Source organism: Catenibacterium mitsuokai (assembly GCF_025148785.1).
Taxonomy (GTDB): Bacteria; Bacillota_I; Bacilli_A; order Erysipelotrichales; family Coprobacillaceae; genus Catenibacterium; species Catenibacterium mitsuoka.
Map to the genome: position 1 here is coordinate 1,071,230 of NZ_CP102271.1, position 17,944 is coordinate 1,089,173.

Below are 17,944 nucleotides of genomic sequence, written 5' to 3' on the forward strand. Positions count from 1 at the left end.
CCTCTTACTTTGTCCAATTAAAAGAACTTCTAATAATTTGAGCACACTCCTCTAAATCAAGGTTGCAGTCTGAAGCAGCTTCAATTAATATTTCTGCACACTTCTCTCTAGATAAAACATCACTATCTAAACATATATCATAGCTTTCCTTTTCACCCCATAAATGATGAGAAACAGCATCTCGATAAACCTTACGCTTATGATCTTCACGATGAATAAAATTGACTAATTCATCATGTTCTAATCCTTCTAAATCATATGTCTTATCCGCAATTGCACGAGGAATGCGATGATCCATTGAAGTATTATATAAAAGTACCTTTAAACAATCTGCATGTCCTTCAAGTACATCACCTGCAGCTCTTTCATGAATAATACATGGACCATTTTCTACTGCTTTTAAAATGGCTTTAGATAAAGCCTGATGTACCTTTTTAATTTCATCACTTTCTTTCACTTCTTCTAAAGACATATCCGCAATTCTATTATCAAAATCCTTTAAATAATCTTCAGTCAACCACTCTTCATCAGCTAGTTTTACAAGATCCTTACCTTCATATAATTTCATTCCTAACTTTTTGCCTACAATAACAGAAATCCATCTACCCATACTACAATATTCACTATCCATTAAAATATATTTCTTCATACTACTAATCCTCCTCTAAGATTTGTCCATTTGTTTCAATAACCTTCTTATACCAATAAAAAGAATCTTTTTTATATCTCTTCATAGAGCCATTTCCTAAATCATCTACATCTACATAAATAAAACCATATCTCTTTTTCATTTCACCAGTAGATGCCGCAATTAAATCAATAGGCCCCCACATTGTATAACCCATGACTGGAATACCATCTATTTCAATTGCTTTAGACAATTCCTTTAAGTGAGCTTTTAGATACTCAATACGATATGTATCATGAACCTTATTATCTTCTAACTGATCTATAGCTCCTAAACCATTCTCTACAATCATCAAAGGCAACTGATAACGATCATATAAATAATTTAATGCATATCTTAACCCTTGGGGATCAATAGTCCATCCCCAATCACTCTTAGGCAAGAATGTATTCTTATAACCTGTATCTAAACCATTCATTCCTTTAAGAATACCTTTTGTCTTTTTACCAGTCACATGAGTACAATAATAGCTGAGTGATAAGAAATCTACTTTACCTTCTTTAAGTATTTCTAAATCTCCTTCTTGAATAGGTAATGTAATATGTAGTCTCTCTAGTTCTTTTAATTTATATTGAGGATAATATCCACGACACTGTACATCACAATAAAACATCATACTATGCATAAAATTCATCGTTCCAATCACATCATCAGGATTAGCACTATATGCATAAGAGAAATGACCACAATACATCATTCCTACTTTATTATCAGGATTAATAGAATGCGCTAGCTTTACAACTTTTGCGCTTGCAACAAATTGATGATATGCTGCGGTCATTCTTACTCTCTCATCATCACTATTAATACCAGCTGCGACCCAAGGCTGAGTAGACATACAATTAATTTCATTAAATGTAAGCCAATATTTTATTCTATTATTGTATCTTTTTAGTAAAACTAACGCAAAACGTACATAACAATCCACTACATCTCTATTTTCCCATGAACCATACTTCTGAAGCCCTAAAGGTGTCTCAAAATGAGAAATAGTTACGAGAGGTATAATATGATACTTCTCTAATTCGTCTAATATTGCATCATAGAATTTAAGTCCTTCTTCATTAGGAATTAATTCATCACCATTAGGGAAAATACGTGTCCAGTTAATAGACATACGATAGACCTTGAATCCCATTTCTGCAAATAATGCGATATCTTCTTTATAATGATGATAAAAATCAATCGCATTATGACTAGGATAATACTCATTCTCTTTAATACTATTTGTAATACGTCTTTTCTTTTCATGAGACCCTATAGTCATCATATCTGCGGTACTTAATCCTTTACCATTCTCTAAATAAGCACCTTCTATCTGGTTGGCTGCCGTTGCACCACCCCAGAGAAAATCTTTTGGAAACATCTTCATCACCTTTCTTTCTACAACTAAGATTATAAATAAAAAAAGAAGTCGCTCAATTAATGAACGGCTTCTTTCAATGGTGTTGCCTAAAGATATATACTTATAACATTTTTTAGGCAATGATGTTGCTTATTTGATTTTAGGATTCTGAGATGTTCTAAATAAGTCGAATCCTTGTAAACTAGATATTCTTCTTTCCACATGTGTAGAATAATCCGTATTGAAGATACTCACATATAATATATCTAATATCAACATTGTAGATATATTCATCGCAAAGTCACCTAAATTATCTTTTAATTTTTCTCTTGTAGAAACATTCAAAATATAATCTGCATATTGAGATAATGTATTGTCTCCATAAGATGTAATTGCGAGAAGAGGAATATGTCTTTCTTTAAGCTTCTTAACACCTCTTAATTCTGTTTCTATTTCTCCAGAGTAAGAAATAATAATAAATGTACAATTAAGAGGACAATAAGAAGCACGATAATAGAGTTCATTCATCTTTGTTTCAAGAACCACATTCTTCCCAATCTTCAACATCTTATCTTTAAAAGTCTCGGCCACATCACCTTGTACACCTGCAGAGTAAACATAAATAATATCACTTTTATTTAAACAATTAATCGCATTCTGCAAAGCATCATGGCTAATAAGCTTTAATGTATCATCTACAATTTCATGATAGAGTTGTCCAATCTTGTTCGCAATTACAGTATTTTTATCTTGATTATCAAAAGGATGATTAGGATCAAGATTCTGAAAATGGGATTCTGTATATTCAATTTCTTTTAAATATTCTTCTAGGAAATCAGTATATCCATGAAATCCTAATTTCTGACAAAAACGAGTGATCATAGAAGGGTTGATAAACAATTGAGATGCAATAGAACGACTGCTTTGCTTGCGAAGTAAAGTCTTTTTCTCTAACATATAGTCTGCAATTCTCTCTTCGCTGCTTGTCATATTCTTTTTTTCTTTTAAGATATCTTCAATCATATAGTCAACACCTTTCTTTTACTCAATTGTATTTACTTTTTTAAGTATACGCTCTGCATCCTGTCCAGTTGCAATAATAGGCTGATAGTTATTACGATATTTCACAGAAGAAATCATACATGGAATAATTTTATGTTCCATACTCGTAATCTTCTTATTAGTAAAGTGGAATGTCTGCTGGTAGATCATAGAATCTTTATCACTTGGATTTCTATTACCACCAAAACAGAAGTTACTTAAACTATATACAATAGGGGAATCCTTATATGTTTCAATCCCTTCTAATACATGAGGATGACTACCTACGACCATATTAGCCCCTGCATCAATAGTGGCATGTGCTAAATCTCTCTGTCCCTGAGTAGGACTATAGTTTCTTTCAATACCCCAATGATAATAAACAATCACAAAATCAGTTTTCTTCTTTAATTCAGTAATCGCATTCTTCATGTCATCAGATACAGCATTAGGAAATGCATAACCCAGAAAACCAAACTTAATACCCTTTACTTCCTTAATATAGCTCTTTGAATATCCAAAATAGCCTACACCATACTCATCGAGAGTGGCTTTAGTATCATCCATCCCTTTCTGATAACGGTCCATAGAATGGTTGTTTGCGACTGTCACAGCTTCAACACTACTATTAGTTAAAATCTTTGCATATTCCTTTTTACCCTTAAATGGGAATGACTTAATAACATGACTCTCTTCATCAGTCAAAGGACCTTCTAAGTTCGCAATAGTTAAATCGTCCTGTTCAAAAACACTCTTGACATTCTTTAAGAAATAATCAGGATTATTACCCTGTTTCACATATTCCTGATCAAAAGATCCATCATATGCCTGCCCTGCATAATTTCCTAAAGTCATATCACCTACAAAAGACATAGTAATATCAGTATGAGTGACCTGAGCTGTTTCTTCTGTCTTTTTCTTGGTCTTCTTTGGTGTTTCTTTCTTCTCTTCTTGAGCACAACCAGTACTTAATACAAGAAGTGCACATACAAAACCTTTTAAAAACTTATTCATTTTCATTTCTCCCTTGTACAAATACAAAACAATGATCATTAGATAGATTTTCATCAAATACAAAATCTAAATCGTTAAACTTCTTTAAGTCCTCTATATTTTCTATCTTTTCTTTAGCCATATAAGAGATCATTGCGCCTCTAGCCATCTTCGCATAGGTTGACTGCTGCTTAAGTTTTCCTTTGATATTTCTTAGAAACTGTATCTCAATACATTGGTCTTCTTCCGTTAAGTAATCAGTAATACATTTTGAATACTCTTTAGATGCTAGATTAATGATGACATGATCATCCAAAGAGTTATATATTTTACTACCCCAGAATTGATACAAATTAAGCAATTTTACGCCCATTTCTAAACGATAGGGTGCAATTCCGTCGGTAGGTGTTAAAACTCCATATAGACCTGACAAAATACGTAAATGGCTATGCAGATAATCTCTTTCATCATCGCTCATAGAAAAGGGATGAAGGTACTTAAAAGCAATTCCATCATATGCATGAATCGCACATGTCAGTGGTTTAAACTGACGAACTTGTAACTCCTCAAAACATTGATTTGTTAATGTTTCATTGGTCTTCCAAAGCTTTCTTAACTCCTCATAGGACATACTCTTAAGTTTCTCTTCTAATATATAAGACTCATTAAGAAAACAAGGTGTAGTAGGAGTAATAGATGCATCCTCGTCGCTTCTCATCTTCTTAGCAGGACTCATGATAATCTTCATGATAAAGCCTCAAGCATCTCTTTAGGATTATCGGCAGTCTTTACACGCTCCTTGGCTTTAATAATCATTCCTGCTTCATCAATTAAGTATGTTGTTCTTACAACACCCATGCTGACCTTTCCATAATTCTTCTTCTCTTTCCATACATCATAGTCCATGATTGTTTTCTTTTCTGTATCAGAAAGCAAAGTAAAAGGTAGTTCATATTTCTCTTTGAACTTCTTGTGACTTGCTACAGAATCTTTACTGATTCCAATGACCACTGCATCTTTTTCTAAAAATTCAGGATACAAATCTCGAAACCCGCATGCCTGTTTAGAACATCCAGGTGTATTATCTCTAGGATAGAAATAGAGAATCACACGATGTCCTCTATATTCTTCTAAAGTATGCATATTGCCTTCTTCATCTGGTAGATTAAAAGAAGGTGCTTTTGTATTAATCTCTAACATAACAAACCCTCCTTGTTTAATCATACCAAAAATAAAAATAAAGCGCCACCTTCCAATAAAAAACAGATGTAAGCATTAACATTTTATAAACATGTTGACACATTGAAATACAGGTTTTATAATCCATTTGTCATTAAATACAATTAAATATTAAATAGGGGGACAATTATGACATTTTCATTAACTACTCGTCTCATTGCTGAGTTCCTTGGTACTGCAATCATGGTTATGATTGGTAACGGCTCAGTAGCAAACGTGGAATTAAAGGGAACAAAGGGAAGCCACAGTGGATGGGTCATCATTGCAATCGGTTATGGTATGGCCGTTATGATTCCAGCTCTTATGATTGGTAAAATTTCTGGTAACCATATCAACCCAGCGTTCACTATTGGTCTTGCTGTTGCAGGTGATGTTCCATTAGCTGAAGTATTACCTTACATCTTAGTACAGTTTGCTGGTGCTATCGTAGGTCAGTTTATTCTTTATATTTGCTTCAAACCACATTATGATGCAACAGAAAATCCTGATGCAATCTTAGGTACATTCTCAACTACTGATGCAACAAACAATAAGTTCAATGGTTTCGTAAACGAATTCTTCGGATCATTCATCTTATTCTTCTGTGCATTATCTATTACACATTCACCAATCTTCGAACATGGTAACCAGGGTGCTGGTTTCATTGGTGTTGGTTTATTAGTTATGGCATTAGTTGCTTCATTTGGTGGTCCTACAGGTCCAGCTTTAAACCCAGCTCGTGACTTAGGTCCAAGAATCTTACATGCAATCTTACCAATTAAGAACAAGGGAACTTCTCAGTGGGATTATGCATGGGTTCCAGTACTTGCTCCAATTTGTGCAAGTATCTGTGCTTGTCTATTATATTTCAACATTTTCTAAGAAGCTATCAATCGATAGCTTTTTTTCTTTGCCTAAAAGAATAGGGGAGTAATAAAAAAAGGATAAGCATCGAGGAATTGGTAACTGAAATGCTTATCAAATAAGAACCACTAAAATATAATATAACTTATAAAGCACAAAAAAACTCAGGAACGAATCCTGAGTTATATTTATAAATGGCGCAGGTTGAGGGATTCGAACCCCCGCAGGACGTTAATCCTCTGTCGGTTTTCAAGACCGATCCCTTCAGCCGGACTTGGGTAAACCTGCATCATAAATAAAATGGTGGTTCCGGCCGGAATCGAACCAGCGACACGAGGATTTTCAGTCCTCTGCTCTACCGACTGAGCTACGGAACCAATTGGCGGTCTGAACGGGGCTCGAACCCGCGACCTCCGCCGTGACAGGGCGGCATTCTAAACCAACTGAACTACCAGACCAATAAAAATGGTGGAGCCTAGGAGGATCGAACTCCTGACCTCCTGCGTGCAAAGCAGGCGCTCTCCCAGCTGAGCTAAGGCCCCGATAAATGGTCGGGAAGACAGGATTTGAACCTGCGACCCCCTGGTCCCAAACCAGGTGCACTACCAAGCTGTGCTACTTCCCGTTTATAAAGATGGTGCCCTGGGCCGGAATCGAACCGGCACGGAGTTTGAAGTCCGCAGGATTTTAAGTCCTGTGCGTCTACCAGTTTCGCCACCAGGGCACATATGTGGAGGTTCCAACCGGACTTGAACCGATGGTCGAAGAGTTGCAGTCTTCTGCCTTACCAACTTGGCTATGGAACCGTTGCTTCGTGGCGCTCGTATAATATACTATGGATTTTAGATAATTGCAAGGGTTTTTAAGAAAAAAGTTTAAAAAAGTGTATAAAATATAATTCATTTCTTCTATGAGAAAACCTAATAATCGGTTTTATGATGGAATAATCAATACAATTTACATTTCTAATATAAATCACATAATTCTCTTAAAATTAGTAGTCATAATAGAAAACAAGGAGTGGTTACTATGTATAAAGAAATAATTTTATCTGTTATTAAAACTTCACTACCATTAATGATTGTTTTGCTTATATTACAGTATATATTTAGAAAACAATCTACATGCATATTAATAGAATTTAATGTCGCTTATTCAATTGTTCGTATGATGCCTTTAGTTAGTTCTATGCATACTCTAGGTATAAAAGGAATTATAACACTTATAATATGTTTTCTATTTTTGAATACAAGTACATTGCTGATGTATCGCATCCATAGCCTCAATCTATAAAGAACACACATTTATATGTATTTCTACTTGCAGATTATCTTTGATAAAATGAACTCACGCAAAAAGGAGACAATTAAAATGAATAGATATGACTATGTAGGTAGTTTCTTAAGACCTGAGAGACTTAAGAAGGCAAGAAGAGATTTTGAAAATAATACAATTAATGCAGAAGAATTAAAAAAAGTAGAAGATGAGTGTATTACAGAACTTATTACTAAGATTAAAGAATTAGGTTATCATACAATCACTGATGGAGAATTTAGACGTTCTACATGGCATTTAGATTTTATGTGGGGACTTAATGGCGTCGAACATAAAAAGACAATAGAAGGTAATACAACATTTGATGGTGAAGCAGCAATGATTGATGATACTTATGTCACAGGAAAGATCAGCTGTGATCATCATCCTTTCGTAGATCATTTCAAATTTGTAAAACAGTTTGAAGATGGAAAAACAGTTGCTAAACAGACTATTCCTTCACCAGGACAGTTCTATGCTTACTTTACGGGAACACAGTTACTTAGAAATACATTAAGTATTTATGAAAGTGAAGAGGCTTTTGCTTCTGATGTAGTCAAGGCTTATATTGAGTTTGTTCATGAAATTTATGATGCAGGATGTCGTGTATTGCAGTTTGATGATTGTGTATGGGGCGGTATGGTCAATCCACAGCTTGCATGTGGCCTTACAGGACGTACTGGTGATGCATTAGAAGATTATAAAAAGAGATTATTAGAACTTAACAATGAAGTTGTTGCAGCAAGTCCAAAGGACTTAGAAATCAATACACATGTATGTCGTGGTAATTATCATTCTACATTCTTTAGTTCAGGTGCTTATGATGGTGTGGCTGATTTATTATTTGGTGAAGAAAATGTGAATGCATACTACTTAGAATATGATGATGAACGTTCAGGAGGTTTCAAGCCTCTTGCAAAAGTATCAGGTGATAAGAAAGTTGTCTTAGGATTAATTACTACTAAACGTCCAGAATTAGAAGATAAAGAAAAAATCATTCAGAGAATTAAGGAAGCAAGCAAGTATATTCCTCTTGAACGTTTATCTTTGAGCCCACAATGTGGTTTTGCATCATGTGAGATTGGTAATAAACTGACAGAAGAAGAACAATGGGCTAAATTAAAACTTGTAAAAGAAATCGCAGAAGAAGTCTGGGGTTAATAAGTGTCCTCTAGGAAATCCTAGGGGATTCTTTTGTGTCTTGTAGTATATTAATTGATACAATGTAATTTATGTATAAGAGGTGAACAGATATGATAGAAACTATAATTAGATACATAATTATTGCAATTGTGTTAGGTGTTATCGGTGAAGTGATATCTCATTTATCTAGTAAAACGATTGATGAGAACATAAGTACTACATATTATAGAGTCAAAGCACAAGCAGTGTTGAAGTATACCTGTATGTCACAGTTGATTATGTTTCTTGTATTTAGTTATTTTTATCTGAAAGGCAATGAAACAGTAGAAATGGGACATCTGTATGTTTCTTCTATCTTTGGGGCTATTGGCTTATATGGTGTGATCTGGGCATCTATATGGGGTGTACAAGTAGATGATTCTCAATTAGAGATACATAGAATATTTCATGTTAAGAAGGTATTATGTATCACTGATATTGGACAAATAATCATTGATAAGAAGGATGCAATGATCTTGTATGATAAGATGGGAAAGAAATTGATTAAGATAGATGCTTTATCGGATAATTATGATCATTTATTGAATCTATTACAGTTACAAAATGTAAAAATATCAAAGAAACACCTTAAATAAGGCACTGTCAAAGGCTTACTCAACGCATTTAAGAATCATTTCTACTATAATAGAGATATAGAAGGGAGGTATTCTTATGTGGGATGATGTTGCAGGTAAAGCTTCACATGATAATAGAGATAAGTATGTTGTATTGCAGGTGATACTTACTGAAAAGTTTTTAGGTACTGGCTCTGGTACAAAGAGCTTAACGAATCTACAGGCTGAAATCAATAAGCAGGCTGAAAAAGGATATAGGTTACATACTATTTCTACTTCATCTTCTGGATCAAAAGGATTCCTTGGAGGAGATAAGATTCAGGCAACAATGGTATTTGAAAGAATAGACTAAAAAATGAGCTGTAACGCATATGTTACAGCTCATTTTTTAATTGATTTTGATAATAATTTGTGTGAATCGTGAAATCTTGTGCTTATAATCGTTCGTTGCTTCTATAATGATATGAAGGATATCATTTGTTTTTACATCATCAGGAATTTCAATCTTGATAGAATTATCTAAACTAACAGAAACATTTCCTTTATAACTAGAAGCATCTTTATAATACTTTATTTTATAGAGTACATGTTCTTCTTTATTTATATGAAGTTCTACAGTTGTACCTTTATCAGCTTTCATGTCAAGAGATTCCTGGATAGATAGTACAGGCGCTTCTTCTTTATCATCGGTGATACACCAAGAAGCTCTTGCTGCAAGATCTCTTTGAATAGAAGAAACATAATACCACATAGATTCTGTATATTTATCAATATAGAGGTCTTCTACGGGATTCCAATAATTTAAAGTAATTCCCTTAGAATTCTTCTTAGTATCATCTTTTATATATCTTCCAGACAATCCTCCATATGAGAAATCTTCAAGACATCTTAACCCCCATGGCAGTAAACAGAAGAAAGTAGGGGAATCACCTTCAGATAAGAAATCATAAGGAATATGTGTACCCATACCATATTTTTTTCCCCACCAGTCAACAAGAAGACTCTTGTTTGAACCAAATTGTGATCTATTTTCTTCACCTTCATAATACTTATCATCAGCCCAGGTAGCGTAACCACTCATTAAAGCACCTTTATTAAGAATATGTTTTTTCATGAAATCAGCTCTAAGAGTCTCTTTGCTGCTTCCTTCAGGCATATTATTCCAGCCGTATCCATAACTATTCATCATCACACATTTCACAAACTGAATGTTTGGATAAACTTCTGAAATATAGTTCTGATACGTATTATCCTGTTCACCACAGGCAGTTAAAATAACTTTCTTTTCTATTTTTTCTTTGATTGATAACCAGTTCTCATTATTTTTATAATCCTGCTCAATATCATGAAGAGCACGGGCAATTGTATTAGTACCACCCCAAACTTGAATATAAAGTGGTCTAGGATCATCATCTAATATTTTTTCTCTAATTAATTCTGAGCCTGGTGTAGAAGCATCCATTTCTCCTGGGTATCCAATATTCCCAATTTTAATAAGACTTCTTAAATGATCAGGAGAAGGGTAGTTGGCATCATGAGTCACAAGATGTTTATAGTCTACAGCATAATCATCCATTACGTCCTGCATCCATTTTACACCAGTCCAGCGATAAGGCTGATCATAATCAGCCTTATCGCTTGGTCCAGTTTTTCCTGGTTGTCCTTTCCAATGAAAGATGGATGATGTCTGTACGATACCCTGTATTTCTATATCATTGGTATAAAGGAGAATATGTCTTAATGAGTTCTGATCATCTACTTCAGCATCCTGAGTGATGATTGTTCTAATAGGGTTTAACATAATTATTTACCCGCCCTTACTTCAATGATTTCTTCTTTTGCAGTCTTAGCACCATAAGATACAGGAACAATTTCTTTATATTCAGTAGTATTAGTAATAATGACAGGAGTTACATTATCATAACCAGCTTTTTCGATAGCTTCTAGATCAGCTTCAACAAGTAAATCACCAATACTCACTTTCTGCCCTTCTTTGACTAAGACATTAAAACCTTTACCATTCATATTAACAGTATCCATACCAATATGAATAAGTACTTCAGCGCCATTATTAGACTTTAATCCAATTGCATGTCCAGTCTTGGCAGCCATAATGACTTCACCATCAACAGGAGAATAGATATGACCATCGGTTAATTTGAAGGCAACACCTTCACCCAGCGCTTTTGAAGAGAAGATAGGATCATTCACATCTTCTAAGGCAATCATCTCACCAGTGGCAGGAGAACTGATTGTTTCATCTTTTAAAGTGTTTTTTTCTTTTATTTCAACTTTATTTTGTGGAAGCATAGAATCATTAAAACCAAATAAATAAGTACAAATAGCTGAACCAAAATAAGCAATTGTGCAGGCAATCACAAAACCTACAAAACCAGGACCGATATAGCCTGGAAGACTTAAAATAGAAGTACCAAGTAAAGTAGGGCAGCTAGTACCAGCAGATGCTACAATCATACCTGCAATTCCAGAGAATACAGCACCAATTGCGAATGGTCTCTTATAAGGGAGTGTAACACCATAAATGGCTGGTTCTGTAATACCTGCAAGAACTGCAGAGAATGCCGCAGAACCTGATAATTCTTTTAATTTCTTATCTTTAGTTTTTAAGAATACGCCAAGTGCTGCACCAGCCTGAGCCATGTTGTTAGGTCCAGTAATAACAAATAATGTATCTCTACCGTAAGTTGCGATATTATTCATAACGATAGGTACAAAGCCCCAATGAAGTCCAAAGATAACGGCTGCAGGCCAGATCAAACCGACAAATCCCCCAGCAATAATAGGGTTGAATCCCATAATAGCTGTATAACCTGATGCAAGTAATTTACCAAACTTATCCATGATTGGACCAATGACTAAGAATGTAGCTGGTACCATAATGGAAAGTTCTAATAATGGTGTTAAGAATAACTTACATACTTCTGGAATAATCTTCTTTAATAGTTTTTCTAATTTGCTTTGAACATATACAGAAATAATGATTGGCATGACAGAAGAAGCATAGCTTACAAGAGTCACTGGTATTGTAAGGAATGTCAATTTCGTACCTTCTGAGTATGCGGCAGTCATAGTTGGATAAAGAAGTGACATCGCAATAGACATTGCAATAAATGGATTACATTTAAACTTTTTTGCAGCTGTATAACCTAAGATGATTGGCATAAAATTAAATACACTATCTGCAGCTGCATAAAGGATTTTATATGTTCCCATTTCTGTAGTTAATATATTTAATGTTGTGCATAGAATAAGTAATGCCTTCAACATACCGGCACCACACATAACACCAAGCATTGGTGAGAAGATACCAGAAATTGTCTCTAATAGAGTATTAAGAAGGTTTTTGTTTCCTGTATCTTCCATTTCTTTGCTGTTACCAGCATTAATATTTGTACAGCTAAGTACTGCATCATAGACAGTATCTACCTTATTTCCAATAACAACCTGAACCTGTCCTCCTGCTTTCATTACAGTAATAACACCTTCAGTCTGTTTTAAAACATCCATATTAACTTTGTTTTCATCAATAAGCTTAAATCTTAATCTTGTTGCACAATGTACAAGTGAGATCACATTATTTTCTCCACCGACATTTTCTACAATCTTTTTAGCTAAAGAAGTATAATCCTTTGCCATTTGTATTTTCCTCCAAAATTGATATTTGTTAAGTTAACTTACATGCTTATCATAATGTTTTATGAAAGCGATTAAAATATCATAAACACACTTGCAGACTGTCAAAAACCGATGTTATAGTTAGAATAGGTGATAATAATGAAAATAGAAGAATTAAGAAGTAGGATTACTCCACTAACCAAAAAAGAACAATATTATAAAAGTCACCCGAATCATTCAGATGACTACATTGAAAAGCATATTAATAAAGACGATGAAAAAATAGTTCAATTCACAATTGATAGATATCAAACCACAAAAGAAAAACATACTTTATTTTATGATGAGCAGATAATTACAGATGAAGTTCTTGCTTTTCCGATTTATTGTTCAAAACAGACAAGATATTCATTTGTGCCACTACATACAAGAAGCTATGTAGAAATGAAATATGTCTATTCTGGACATTGTTATGCAATTGTAAATGATAAAGAAGTGATACTTCATGCAGGGGATATGATTCTTTTAGATGTTAATTCAAAGCATACAGTCTTAATGCCTACAGAAAATGATATTATCTTCAACTTTCAAATGGATCGCTCTTATTTTAGTGACTCATTTATTAGTAAATTTTCTTCGGTAAACCCGATTGTGACTTTCCTGACAAATATTATAGATCAAAAAGCACAGCACAATGATTATATTATTTTTAATAATAGAGAAGATGATCATGATTATGTAGTGTGGCTTATAGAAATGATTTTGTGCGAGTATTTAGATCCTTCTTTATTTGCAATTTCTATTCTTGATTCCTATTTTTCACTTCTTTTTATAAAAATGGCTCAAAGATATCAGATGAATATGGAACAACAATTTAAAGAAAATAATAAGAGCTACATGACAGAAATCATTCAATACATAGAACAACATTATCGAGATTGTACTCTTATGGAAACAGCAGAGAAGTTCGGCTATAATCCTGATTATCTCTCACGTGCCATTCAAAAAGCAACAGGCTATACCTTCAAGAAACTAGTGAACTACTATCGTATGGAAGAAGTAGGAAAGGAACTTATCAATACTGAAAAACCTATTTACCTTATAGCACAGGAAAATGGTTTTTCTAATTTAAACTACTTCTATAAGAAGTTTAATGCTTATTTTGGTGGTTTTCCTGCAGACTATAGAAAACAATTCCAGGCAAAATAAAAGAGGCGGATGCCTCTTATAATTTTGCCGCTTTCTGGAAGAAGTAGAATCCAATCACAAACATGACAGAAATCATTGCCACGCCATAGTTTATATGTCCTGTAAGCTGTGAAATGAGCCCTACAAGAGTTGTACCCATGAAGGATGCACCCTTACCACAGATATCAAACAAACCAAAGTATTCACCTGATTTCTGAGGTGGAATAATCTTCGCAAAATAAGAACGGGATAAAGCCTGGATAGCGCCCTGGAACATGCCTACAAAAATAGCTAAGATCCAGAATTCCCATTGTTTATCTAACTGAATCGCAAATAAGGCAATACCGGTATAGGCAATAATACATACTTTAATAAGTTTATCTGTTGAGTATTTTTTAGATAAACGTCCAAAGATGAGCGCAAATGGGAAAGCAACAATCTGAGTCACTAATAAGGCAATTAATAATCCATTTGTATTAAGTCCAAGGGCACTGCCATAGGCAGTGGCCATTTCAATGATTGTATAAACACCATCGATATAGAAGAAGAAAGAAATCAAATAGAAGAATACTTTCTTATCTTCATTTAAAGTAGAAAGAGTATGTCCTAAACGTTTAAAACTATCACGAATAGGATGTTCTTGTTTCTCTACGAAATTTACCTGTTTATAGTTCTTTAAGAGTGGTAATGTCATGCCCAACCACCATAATGCATTGATTAAGAAGGCGATTGTCATAGCACCGTTAAATGGAATACCCATCTTTTCATAGAATAAGACAAACACTAAGCTGACTACAAAAGGGATACAGCTTCCAATATAACCCCATGCATATCCTTGAGATGAAACATAGTCCATACGCTTGTCATCTGTAATATCTAGAAGCATGGAATCATAGAAAATAAGACTTGCATTATAACCAATCTTCGCAATAACGAATACTCCTAAGAATATAATCCAAGACTTAGGAACTGAAAAACAGGCTAAGCCCATTACACCTATGATCATACTAATCGTAAAGATTGGTTTCTTATACCCCTTTGTATCCACAATAGAACCAAGCACTGGTCCGATAATAGCAACAATAAGAGTTGTGAAAGAAGATGCATATCCCCAATAAGCTAAATAGTTGACTTCACTGATCTTTGCGAGAGACGCAAGATAGTTAAAGTAAATCGGGATGATAGTAGCAACAAGTAGGATAAAGGCGCTATTACCGACATCATACAAGATCCAGTATTTTTCTAGTTTAGTTAGTTTATTCATAGTTTCTATTAAACCTTTCATTTAAGTAATCATCATCAAGATGGTCAACATACTCATTAATGAGTGATACGGCTAAAGGCACTGCTTCATCCTTCATTTCTATTAAATGATTGATATCGCTGGCAGCATGTTCATCTTTTTCATAGTTAATAAGTAATCCTTTATATTCTTCATACATACCACCTAACTTCATTACACTTAAGACAAAGTTTCTCTTTAGATGAGTAGGAGCTACAAGCCATTTTAAGATAAATAGTAGGTCATGTAATGCTTTATCTACTTCTTCAGCCTTTAAATCAAAGAAAGGTGCAATGACCAACGCAATAGTATAATCAGGATGAATATGTGTTGTTAAATTGGCAGTCAAAGGATCTCTTCCAACTCTTACAAGTAATTCTCTATCTAGTTCAGATTCTAGTAAGCTATGAGTCATAGATAATGTATTCTCTAATACACCAATTTCAGGATGTAAAGAACTATCCAGTGTAAAGTGAGTAATAAATCCAATAGTATAAGCGAGCGTTGCATCTGTGGCATCCTGTTTAATAAGCTCTTTTGCATGTTTAAAGAAAGAGTTGGCAGGAAGCTGATGCATTCCAAACCCTAATGATTTAACGGGATTCTTTTTATAGACATCATAATAAAAAAGAATATCTGGACCATGAATCCCAATATGATACAAATCAATGTATGGCATGATTCTTTTCTTGATGTTTTCATCAAGTTGATCTAAAACCTGTTCACCAAAAATATAATGTGTATAACCTGCTGGCATAAAAAAACCTCCTGAAATTTATTATAAGCAATCATTTCTTAACATAAAGCAAAAAAAGATTACGTTTGTGTTAAGATTGTGTATCTTTATTATACATTAAACCCCTAATTTTGGAAAAAGTTTCAAACATTTCAAAAAAATAAATATAGAATTTATGCAAATGACAATAACTGTTAGGAAATAGAGTATGTTAAAAAAATTAATTTTATGCTATAATGTGTTATACAGACAAAATGAAAGGGGTTACTTTATGGAAAAGACACTCGAATATGCAGGAATTAAAAACTATACAGGAAAAGCACATTATAATTTATGTCCTGCTAAATTAGTAGAATACGCTTTAAAGCGTAAAGAAGGATTATTAACTGACCAGGGTGCGTTAGTTGTAAAAACAGGAAAATATACTGGTCGTTCACCACATGATAAATTTATTGTAGATACACCAGAGGTACATGAACAGATTGCCTGGGGTGATGTCAATGTAGCCATGAGTGTAGAACACTACAATGCATTAAAGGAAAAAGTACTTAACTATATGAGTGACAAAGAATTATTCGTATTTAAAGGCTTTGCTGGAGCTGATAAGAAATATCGTCGTAAATTCACAGTCATCAATGAACTTGCATGTCAGAACCTATTTATCCATCAATTATTGATTAGGCCTACAAAAGAAGAATTAGATAATTTTGGTCTGACTGATTATACTATCCTTGTTGCTCCAGGATTCCATTGCGTTTCTGAAGTAGATCATACTAACTCGGAAGCAGCTATTATTATTAACTTTACAGAACATACAGTTATTATTGTAGGTTCACAATATTCAGGAGAAATCAAGAAATCAGTCTTCACAATCATGAACTATTGCATGCCTTTGCAGGAAAACATTCTCCCTATGCATTGTTCGGCTAATATGGATCCTCGTACTGGAGAAACAGCCATCTTCTTTGGTTTATCAGGTACAGGTAAAACAACACTTTCTACAGACCCTAATAGAATGTTGATTGGTGATGATGAACATGGCTGGAGTGAAGAAGGTATCTTCAACTTTGAAGGTGGATGTTATGCAAAGACAATTAACTTATCTCCTACAGGAGAACCTGATATCTATCGTGCCATCCGTTTTGGTTCAGAACTAGAAAACGTAGTTGTAGATGCAAAGACTAGACAGCCAGATTATGATGATGGTACACTTACAGAAAATACACGTGTCGGTTATCCTATTGAATATATTCAAAATGCCCAGATTCCAGGAGTAGGTGGAGTACCTAAAGTCGTTATTTTCTTAACTGCAGATGCCTTTGGTGTATTACCACCAATCTCTAGACTTGATCATGATGCGGCTATGTATCAATTCGTTACTGGATTTACATCTAAAGTCGCAGGTACAGAAAGAGGTATCAGCGAACCACTGCCTACATTCTCTACACTATTTGGAGAACCATTCATGCCTTTAGATCCAGGTATCTATGCACAGTTACTTGGTTCACGTCTAGAAGCCTATGGTACTAAGGTTTATTTAGTGAACACTGGATGGAATGGTGGACCTTATGGTATTGGTTCACGTATGAAACTATCATATACACGTGCTATGGTCACTGCAGCAGTCAATGGATCATTAGATAATGTCATCTATTATTATGATTCACGCTTTAATCTTCATGTCCCTCAATCATGTCCTGGAGTCCCAGAATATGTATTAAACCCTAAGGATACATGGGCTAATAAGGAAGCTTATGAAGATATGGCTAATGAACTTGCTATGATGTTTGAAGCAAACTTCAATACTAAGTATCCACATATGCCAGAAAATATTAAAAATGCAGGACCACATCCTAAGAAATAAAAGCCACAACATGTGGCT

The 17,944-nt window shown here is 34.2% G+C and carries 16 protein-coding genes and 7 tRNA genes; 6 read left to right on the plus strand and 17 right to left on the minus strand.

Annotated features, from left to right (window positions below):
• Window positions 1-4: 4 nt before the first annotated feature.
• The 6 genes from NQ499_RS05350 to NQ499_RS05375 all read right to left on the minus strand — a co-directional run bounded on the left by NQ499_RS05350 (window position 5) and on the right by NQ499_RS05375 (window position 5,267).
• On the minus strand, window positions 5-649 hold the full coding sequence (locus NQ499_RS05350; protein WP_006504624.1) for a cytidylate kinase-like family protein: 645 nt from the start codon (window positions 647-649) through the stop codon (window positions 5-7).
• Between the two features lie 4 nt (window positions 650-653).
• Window positions 654-2,060, minus strand: a complete 1,407-nt coding sequence (locus NQ499_RS05355; protein WP_006504623.1) for a glycoside hydrolase family 1 protein — start codon at window positions 2,058-2,060, stop codon at window positions 654-656.
• A gap of 123 nt (window positions 2,061-2,183) precedes the next feature.
• Entirely contained in the window at window positions 2,184-3,056 is an 873-nt protein-coding gene (locus NQ499_RS05360; RefSeq protein WP_006504622.1) for a MurR/RpiR family transcriptional regulator, read from the minus strand.
• Window positions 3,057-3,074: 18 nt separating this feature from the next.
• A complete protein-coding gene (locus tag NQ499_RS05365) occupies window positions 3,075-4,088 on the minus strand; it encodes a CapA family protein (RefSeq protein WP_040389594.1) in 1,014 nt (337 codons plus the stop codon).
• Window positions 4,081-4,815 (minus strand): peroxide stress protein YaaA, encoded by a 735-nt coding sequence (yaaA, locus tag NQ499_RS05370; RefSeq protein ID WP_006504620.1) that lies wholly within the window; start codon window positions 4,813-4,815, stop codon window positions 4,081-4,083. Before yaaA ends, NQ499_RS05365 begins: the two co-directional genes overlap by 8 nt.
• Complete coding sequence (locus tag NQ499_RS05375) at window positions 4,812-5,267, minus strand: peroxiredoxin (RefSeq protein ID WP_040389593.1); 456 nt, start codon at window positions 5,265-5,267, stop codon at window positions 4,812-4,814. Before NQ499_RS05375 ends, yaaA begins: the two co-directional genes overlap by 4 nt.
• Window positions 5,268-5,435: 168 nt before the next feature.
• Between NQ499_RS05375 and NQ499_RS05380 the strand changes: the two genes are divergently transcribed.
• Window positions 5,436-6,167, plus strand: a complete 732-nt coding sequence (locus NQ499_RS05380; RefSeq protein WP_006504618.1) for an MIP/aquaporin family protein — start codon at window positions 5,436-5,438, stop codon at window positions 6,165-6,167.
• 177 nt (window positions 6,168-6,344) lie between these two features.
• Here NQ499_RS05380 and NQ499_RS05385 read toward each other — a convergent pair.
• From NQ499_RS05385 to NQ499_RS05415, 7 genes are all read right to left on the minus strand, one after another.
• Window positions 6,345-6,437: transfer RNA gene (locus tag NQ499_RS05385), tRNA-Ser, on the minus strand.
• A gap of 13 nt (window positions 6,438-6,450) precedes the next feature.
• Window positions 6,451-6,526 (minus strand) — tRNA-Phe (locus tag NQ499_RS05390).
• A 3-nt stretch (window positions 6,527-6,529) separates the two neighbouring features.
• A tRNA-Asp gene (locus NQ499_RS05395) sits at window positions 6,530-6,607 on the minus strand.
• 8 nt (window positions 6,608-6,615) lie between these two features.
• A tRNA-Ala gene (locus tag NQ499_RS05400) sits at window positions 6,616-6,691 on the minus strand.
• Window positions 6,692-6,697: 6 nt separating this feature from the next.
• Window positions 6,698-6,774: transfer RNA gene (locus tag NQ499_RS05405), tRNA-Pro, on the minus strand.
• 10 nt (window positions 6,775-6,784) lie between these two features.
• Window positions 6,785-6,873: transfer RNA gene (locus NQ499_RS05410), tRNA-Leu, on the minus strand.
• A 7-nt stretch (window positions 6,874-6,880) separates the two neighbouring features.
• Window positions 6,881-6,955 (minus strand) — tRNA-Cys (locus NQ499_RS05415).
• 565 nt (window positions 6,956-7,520) lie between these two features.
• Between NQ499_RS05415 and NQ499_RS05420 the strand changes: the two genes are divergently transcribed.
• The 3 genes from NQ499_RS05420 to NQ499_RS05430 all read left to right on the plus strand — a co-directional run bounded on the left by NQ499_RS05420 (window position 7,521) and on the right by NQ499_RS05430 (window position 9,572).
• Window positions 7,521-8,624 carry a 5-methyltetrahydropteroyltriglutamate--homocysteine S-methyltransferase gene (locus NQ499_RS05420; protein WP_040389591.1) on the plus strand — a complete coding sequence of 368 codons (1,104 nt, stop codon included), beginning with the start codon at window positions 7,521-7,523 and terminating at the stop codon, window positions 8,622-8,624.
• A gap of 92 nt (window positions 8,625-8,716) precedes the next feature.
• Window positions 8,717-9,241 carry a hypothetical protein gene (locus NQ499_RS05425; protein WP_006504616.1) on the plus strand — a complete coding sequence of 175 codons (525 nt, stop codon included), beginning with the start codon at window positions 8,717-8,719 and terminating at the stop codon, window positions 9,239-9,241.
• 76 nt (window positions 9,242-9,317) lie between these two features.
• Entirely contained in the window at window positions 9,318-9,572 is a 255-nt protein-coding gene (locus NQ499_RS05430; RefSeq protein ID WP_006504615.1) for a DUF4177 domain-containing protein, read from the plus strand.
• A gap of 36 nt (window positions 9,573-9,608) precedes the next feature.
• Here the strand turns inward: NQ499_RS05430 and NQ499_RS05435 are convergent, their stop codons facing one another.
• Together NQ499_RS05435 and NQ499_RS05440 are read right to left on the minus strand one after the other, a co-directional pair.
• On the minus strand, window positions 9,609-11,021 hold the full coding sequence (locus tag NQ499_RS05435) for a DUF1593 domain-containing protein (protein WP_006504614.1): 1,413 nt from the start codon (window positions 11,019-11,021) through the stop codon (window positions 9,609-9,611).
• A 2-nt stretch (window positions 11,022-11,023) separates the two neighbouring features.
• Window positions 11,024-12,877, minus strand: coding sequence for a beta-glucoside-specific PTS transporter subunit IIABC (locus tag NQ499_RS05440; protein WP_006504613.1), 1,854 nt, complete (start codon window positions 12,875-12,877; stop codon window positions 11,024-11,026).
• Between the two features lie 138 nt (window positions 12,878-13,015).
• Here NQ499_RS05440 and NQ499_RS05445 point away from each other — a divergent pair, with 138 nt between their 5' ends.
• Window positions 13,016-14,065, plus strand: coding sequence for an AraC family transcriptional regulator (locus NQ499_RS05445; protein WP_006504612.1), 1,050 nt, complete (start codon window positions 13,016-13,018; stop codon window positions 14,063-14,065).
• A 16-nt stretch (window positions 14,066-14,081) separates the two neighbouring features.
• On the opposite strand, the gene NQ499_RS05450 is transcribed toward NQ499_RS05445, so the two are convergent.
• Window positions 14,082-15,329, minus strand: a complete 1,248-nt coding sequence (locus tag NQ499_RS05450) for an MFS transporter (protein ID WP_006504611.1) — start codon at window positions 15,327-15,329, stop codon at window positions 14,082-14,084.
• Window positions 15,301-16,083: a zinc dependent phospholipase C family protein gene (locus tag NQ499_RS05455; RefSeq protein WP_006504610.1), complete on the minus strand. Its 783-nt coding sequence runs from the start codon at window positions 16,081-16,083 to the stop codon at window positions 15,301-15,303. Before NQ499_RS05455 ends, NQ499_RS05450 begins: the two co-directional genes overlap by 29 nt.
• A gap of 250 nt (window positions 16,084-16,333) precedes the next feature.
• Here NQ499_RS05455 and pckA point away from each other — a divergent pair, with 250 nt between their 5' ends.
• Window positions 16,334-17,926 (plus strand): phosphoenolpyruvate carboxykinase (ATP), encoded by a 1,593-nt coding sequence (pckA, locus tag NQ499_RS05460; protein WP_040389590.1) that lies wholly within the window; start codon window positions 16,334-16,336, stop codon window positions 17,924-17,926.
• Window positions 17,927-17,944: the final 18 nt, after the last annotated feature.

Coding starts and splice junctions, on each gene's coding strand:
- NQ499_RS05350 (WP_006504624.1), bottom strand. CDS start 649: ATGAAGAAATATATTTTAATGGATAGTGAATATTGTAGTATGGGTAGA.
- NQ499_RS05355 (WP_006504623.1), bottom strand. CDS start 2,060: ATGAAGATGTTTCCAAAAGATTTTCTCTGGGGTGGTGCAACGGCAGCC.
- NQ499_RS05360 (WP_006504622.1), bottom strand. CDS start 3,056: ATGATTGAAGATATCTTAAAAGAAAAAAAGAATATGACAAGCAGCGAA.
- NQ499_RS05365 (WP_040389594.1), bottom strand. CDS start 4,088: ATGAATAAGTTTTTAAAAGGTTTTGTATGTGCACTTCTTGTATTAAGT.
- yaaA (WP_006504620.1), bottom strand. CDS start 4,815: ATGAAGATTATCATGAGTCCTGCTAAGAAGATGAGAAGCGACGAGGAT.
- NQ499_RS05375 (WP_040389593.1), bottom strand. CDS start 5,267: ATGTTAGAGATTAATACAAAAGCACCTTCTTTTAATCTACCAGATGAA.
- NQ499_RS05380 (WP_006504618.1), top strand. CDS start 5,436: ATGACATTTTCATTAACTACTCGTCTCATTGCTGAGTTCCTTGGTACT.
- NQ499_RS05420 (WP_040389591.1), top strand. CDS start 7,521: ATGAATAGATATGACTATGTAGGTAGTTTCTTAAGACCTGAGAGACTT.
- NQ499_RS05425 (WP_006504616.1), top strand. CDS start 8,717: ATGATAGAAACTATAATTAGATACATAATTATTGCAATTGTGTTAGGT.
- NQ499_RS05430 (WP_006504615.1), top strand. CDS start 9,318: ATGTGGGATGATGTTGCAGGTAAAGCTTCACATGATAATAGAGATAAG.
- NQ499_RS05435 (WP_006504614.1), bottom strand. CDS start 11,021: ATGTTAAACCCTATTAGAACAATCATCACTCAGGATGCTGAAGTAGAT.
- NQ499_RS05440 (WP_006504613.1), bottom strand. CDS start 12,877: ATGGCAAAGGATTATACTTCTTTAGCTAAAAAGATTGTAGAAAATGTC.
- NQ499_RS05445 (WP_006504612.1), top strand. CDS start 13,016: ATGAAAATAGAAGAATTAAGAAGTAGGATTACTCCACTAACCAAAAAA.
- NQ499_RS05450 (WP_006504611.1), bottom strand. CDS start 15,329: ATGAAAGGTTTAATAGAAACTATGAATAAACTAACTAAACTAGAAAAA.
- NQ499_RS05455 (WP_006504610.1), bottom strand. CDS start 16,083: ATGCCAGCAGGTTATACACATTATATTTTTGGTGAACAGGTTTTAGAT.
- pckA (WP_040389590.1), top strand. CDS start 16,334: ATGGAAAAGACACTCGAATATGCAGGAATTAAAAACTATACAGGAAAA.